The following is a 5,126-nucleotide window of genomic DNA, read 5'->3' as shown; positions in this document are numbered from 1 at the left end:
TGCAGGAGAAGATAGTTTGACGGTGAGGCAGATTGCCGACCTCTTATCCCTTCCTCCCACAGGGGTGATTCAAAGTTTAGAAAAATTGGCCCAGAAATATGAGCAGGATCAAGATTCTAGTATGGCCTTATTAGAGACAGCGTCAACCTATAAATTAGTGACCAAGTCCCAATATGCAGAGCTGTTACGTGAGTATTCAAAGTCACCAATGAATCAAAGTCTCTCTCGGGCTGCCTTGGAAACTCTCTCTATCATTGCCTATAAACAGCCGATTACTCGGATTGAAGTCGATGATATTCGAGGGGTGAACTCAAGTGGAGCTATTTCAAAATTACTTTCTTTTGAGTTGATTCGAGAAGATGGGAAGAAAGAAGTTATTGGGAGACCCAATCTCTATGTGACGACAGATTACTTTTTGGATTACATGGGGATTAACCATCTAGACGAGCTACCAATTGTTGAAGAGACTGAGTTAATCGGTCAAGAAAGCCAATTATTTACAGAAAGAACGGAGGAAATTGATGAGAATTAACAAATATATTGCTCATGCTGGTGTCGCAAGCCGCCGCAAAGCAGAGGAATTGATTAAGCAAGGCCTTGTCACTGTAAATGGCCAAGTAGTCCGTGAATTGGCGACAACGATCAAGTCTGGAGACAAGGTAGAAGTAGAAGGTCAACCGATATACAACGAGGAGAAGGTTTACTACCTCTTAAATAAACCAAGAGGGGTCATCTCCAGTGTATCAGACGATAAAGGGAGACCAACTGTTATTGATTTGTTACCGCAAGTCAAGGAACGGATTTATCCTGTTGGTCGTTTGGACTGGGATACTTCTGGTGTCCTGATTTTGACCAATGATGGTGATTTTACGGATGAAATGATCCATCCGCGTAATGAGATTGATAAGGTTTATGTTGCGCGTGTGAAGGGATTGGCGAACAAAGAAAACTTGCGTCCCTTGACTCGTGGTGTGACCATTGATGGCAAAAAGACCAAGCCAGCAACCTATGAGATTCTAAAGGTTGATCCAGAAAAGAATCGCTCAGTTGTCCAATTGACCATCCATGAAGGACGCAATCACCAAGTCAAAAAGATGTTTGAAGCCGTTGGCCTCTTGGTGGATAAATTGTCCCGAACCCAATTTGGAAATCTAGACGTTTCTGGACTTCGTCCTGGTGAATACCGCCGTCTCAATAAAAAAGAAATCAGCCAATTGCATACCCTTGCAGTGACAAAGACGAAAAAATAATGAAGAAATGTGCGATTGGTCTTGTTCGTCTCTATCAACGCCTTCTTTCTCCCCTCTTTCCACCTTCCTGTCGCTATAGTCCTACCTGTTCCAACTATATGATTCAGGCTATTGAACGGCATGGTTTGAAAGGGATTCTGATGGGGCTTGCTCGGATTCTTCGTTGCCATCCCTGGAGCAAGACTGGAGTAGATCCAGTTCCAGATCATTTCAGTCTGAGAAGCCACCTAGAAGAAGAGAAAAGCGAAAATTAAGTTAGAGCAAACTTTTATAAGAAGTCTCACTCAGAGCAAAGAAAAAAGTTTTGGAAATTCTCCAAAACTTTTTGTTTTTAGCGATCTGACCAGGTGCGAGGCATAAAGAGCAGTAACATCGGGTAGATTTCTAACCTTCCTGCAATCATGGCAATTGATAGTAAGAATTTAGAGATGGGGCTAAAGATAGCGAAGGTATCCGTTGTCCCAATCATCGGTCCAATATTGTTAAAGCAACTAAAGACTGCACTGACAACTGTCATAAAATTGTTGCTGTCAAAGCTGACAACCGCAATGAGGGCGATCGTAATCAAGGTATAGACTACGAAATATTTTAAGATTTTGTGCTGGGTGTCCTTATCCAAGGCAGTGCCATTCACATGTAGGGTCATCACCCGGTTGGGTGAGAGAGTCGAACGAATTTGATTCTTCCCAATCCGAGCTAAAATCAAGCAGCGAATCACTTTTAGTCCCCCAGCCGTTGACCCAGCGGATCCACCAACCACCATGAGCATGAGAAGGAGGAACTGAGAAAAGAGCGGCCAATCAACAGTATTGCCAAAACCAAATCCAGTCGTGGTAATGACATTGGAGACTTGGAAAAAGGACATTTCAAAACTATCCGCAAAATTATGATAGAGATGGAAAATATTGCAGGCAATCAGAAGGGAAGAAACCCCGACAATCATCAGGTAGGTGCGAAGTTCTTCATCGCCGAAGAAGGCTTTGAATTTACGAAGCATGATGTAGTAATAGAGATTGAAGTTAACCCCAAATACCAAGACACCAAAGCTGACCAAATAGGTAATAAGCGTCGAATGGTAGTGGGCAATCCCGTCATTGAAGACGGTGAACCCACCAGTACCAGCAGTCCCCATAGCAATGATAAAGCTATCATAAAGAGGCATGCCAGCACAGAAGTAGATCACGACAAAGAGGAAGAAGAGGGCCAAATAGAGGTAATAAAGGATTTGAGCTGTGTTCTTCAATTTGGATACAATTTTACCAAATACGGGACCAGGCACTTCTGCTTTCATCACTTCGAGGTGGCTGTTCTTGTTATTGTCCATAATAGCTAGGGCAAAGACCAGTACCCCCATCCCTCCGATTAAGTGGGTGAAACTACGCCAGAAAAGAAGGGAAGGACTGAGGACGGAGACGTCATTTAAAATGGTTGCCCCTGTAGTCGTAAAACCAGAGCTAACTTCGAAAAATGCATCAATGATGTTTGGGATTTGTCCTGAAAAGACAAAAGGAAGAGCACCAAAGAAGGACCAGAGGATCCAACACAAAGCCACAATCAGAACGCCTTCCTTGGCATAGATGTGAAAATCTTTGGGTTTGAAAAAGGAACCAATGCCTCCCAATACAAGGAGGATGGCAATGGTTGCAAATAGGGAGATAAAGACAGTCGGGCTATCCTTGACAACAAAATCGTTCTTTAGATTGAGAAGTGCAACCACAATCGGCACACAGAGCAACATGGCTTCAATCAGAAGGAGTTTTGCTAAAAGGTAGCGAATCATACTTTTGTTCATGGCTTACCCCTCTAACAAATCATAGATTTTAGTGATGTTGCTGATTAGGGTAGTAACGATAATGCGATCCCCTATCAAAAGATGGTCATCTCCAGTTGGGAAAATAGCTTTCCCGTTTCGAATAATGGCTGCGATGAGAACACCTTTTTTCAATTTCAGTTGTGCCAAAGGTTTGCCCGTCATTTTGTTTTCTTCGCGAATCTGGAATTGAAGGGTCTCGATTTGACCGTTGGCGACGTGGTGCAAGGCTTCAAGATTTGAATAGCGGGCATTATAGCGACCACGAATGAAGTGCATGATGGTGTCCACCGCAATTCCTTTGGGTGTCACAATACTTGAAAAATCTTGCCGATCAATAATTTCCAGTAGGCTAGTCCGGTTGACCTTGGTAATATTCTTTTGAACACCTACGCTATTTAGGAACATAGAAGCGATAATGTTTTCTTCATCAACCCCTGTTAGAGTCGCCACGGCATCAAAGTTACCTGCTCGCTCTTCCATTAGAATATCTTTTGATGTCCCATCTCCCTGGATAACATAGAGGTCAGGGAATTCTTGACTAAACCATTCTGCCCGTTTTTGATCGATTTCAATGACTTTTAAGTCAATCTTCCGTTTGCTATTTTCCAAAATATTTAGGAGATAGTAGGAAATCTTGCCAGCTCCGATCAGAAGCAGGCTTTTAACGACTTGCGGACGAATGCTATTGTGGAAGTCTACGATTTCCACTCGATTTCCAGTCATGAAAATCTTATCAAAGGCTTGTAAAGTGAAGTCGCCATCTGGAATCGTTAACTGACCTTGCCGTTCGATAGCACAGATAATGATGTTTCCGTATTTCTTTCTGAATTGAGAAAGGGTCATCTGGCAGAGCGGGCTTTCCTCCTTGATTTTGAACTCCATGAAGGCCACTCGCCCACCAGCGAAGTGCTCAACAGATAAGGCATTTGGGAAGTCAATGCTATTAGCAATGTAGCGGGCAGCAAGAAGCTCAGGATTGACGACTAGTGAGAAGCCGAGAATATTTTTCTCTTTAAAATAAGAATTTGAGTATTCCGGATTACGGACCCGGACAATGGTTTCTTTGGCTCCCATTTTTTTGGCTAAGACGGCAGATACCATATTGACTTCGTCTTGCTCTGTTAGGGCGACAAAGATGTCACAGTCGGCTACATCTGCTTGTTCGAGAATCTTAAAGTTGGCACCATTTCCAACAATACCAATGATATCGTAGCGTTTGGTAATATGATTAACAACGGCTTCATCTTGTTCGATCAAGATGACATCGTGATTTTCTGCGACGAGGGAACGACAGAGTGCTGTTCCGACTTTACCGCCTCCAACTACAATAATTTTCATGAATATTTCCTCCAAAGTATGATTCTATCTTACTCTATTTTCAAAAAAAAATCACCTCTTAATAGTGGAGATAGGGCATAAAGGGGCAGATTCTCTAAACTACATGAAAGAGAATGTAAAAAAGTGAAATTTTTTTGTCGAAATAGTTGACAGGAGGCATGAAAGTGGTATACTGATACAGTAACCTCATTGATTTACCTCAAACCTGTTGTGAGTTAAGTTAATGAAGTCGTAACCACGCTGTTTGCTGAGCTTGACTCCGGGCAGTGTGGCTATTTTTTTGCCAGAAATGAGATCGTGATGAATATTGAAGAATTAGCTTATACAGAAACCAAATCAAAAAACCATGTAGTTCTCTATCAACCTCAAATTCCCCAAAACACAGGGAACATTGCTCGTACTTGTGCAGCTACCAATGCCCCCCTTCACATCATTCGGCCCATGGCTTTTCCTATCGATGATCGGAAGATGAAACGTGCGGGACTGGATTATTGGGATAAGTTGGATGTTCGCTTTTACGACAGCTTGGATGAATTTATGGAGGCTGCAGCTGGAGGAAAGGTCCACCTGGTTTCAAAATTTGCTGATCAGACCTATTCGGATGTGGATTATAATGATGATGCAGAACATTATTTCATTTTTGGTCGTGAGGACAAAGGCTTACCAGAGGATTTTATGCGGCTTCATGCTGAAAAGGCGATTCGGATTCCGATGAATGATGAGCA

The 5,126-nt window shown here is 42.6% G+C and carries 6 protein-coding genes; 4 read left to right on the top strand and 2 right to left on the bottom strand.

The features are described 5' to 3' along the window. The 3 genes from scpB to yidD all read left to right on the top strand — a co-directional run. Positions 1-532, top strand: a 532-nt coding sequence (gene scpB, locus ACLOR3_RS00345; RefSeq protein WP_412036879.1) for an SMC-Scp complex subunit ScpB, incomplete at its 5' end; no start/stop codon positions are given. Then, positions 522-1,250 carry a pseudouridine synthase gene (locus ACLOR3_RS00340; RefSeq protein WP_023024093.1) on the top strand — a complete coding sequence of 243 codons (729 nt, stop codon included), beginning with the start codon at positions 522-524 and terminating at the stop codon, positions 1,248-1,250. The genes scpB and ACLOR3_RS00340, both read left to right, overlap by 11 nt. Next, positions 1,250-1,504, top strand: coding sequence for a membrane protein insertion efficiency factor YidD (yidD, locus tag ACLOR3_RS00335; protein WP_048688293.1), 255 nt, complete (start codon positions 1,250-1,252; stop codon positions 1,502-1,504). Before ACLOR3_RS00340 ends, yidD begins: the two co-directional genes overlap by 1 nt. A 77-nt stretch (positions 1,505-1,581) precedes the next feature. Here the strand turns inward: yidD and ACLOR3_RS00330 are convergent, their stop codons facing one another. Beyond that, the gene (locus ACLOR3_RS00330) at positions 1,582-3,042 is read right to left on the bottom strand and encodes a TrkH family potassium uptake protein (protein WP_048688288.1); all 1,461 of its coding nucleotides are present in this window, start codon (positions 3,040-3,042) and stop codon (positions 1,582-1,584) included. A gap of 3 nt (positions 3,043-3,045) precedes the next feature. After that, a complete protein-coding gene (gene trkA / locus ACLOR3_RS00325; RefSeq protein WP_048688284.1) occupies positions 3,046-4,401 on the bottom strand; it encodes a Trk system potassium transporter TrkA in 1,356 nt (451 codons plus the stop codon). A 300-nt stretch (positions 4,402-4,701) separates the two neighbouring features. Here trkA and ACLOR3_RS00320 point away from each other — a divergent pair. Next, the coding region (locus ACLOR3_RS00320) for a tRNA (cytidine(34)-2'-O)-methyltransferase (protein ID WP_412036878.1) at positions 4,702-5,126 on the top strand (425 nt) is incomplete at its 3' end.

It is taken from the genome of Streptococcus intestinihominis (genome assembly GCF_046824975.1).
Classification (GTDB): Bacteria; Bacillota; Bacilli; order Lactobacillales; family Streptococcaceae; genus Streptococcus.
This window is presented reverse-complemented; position numbering and strand designations above follow the sequence as displayed.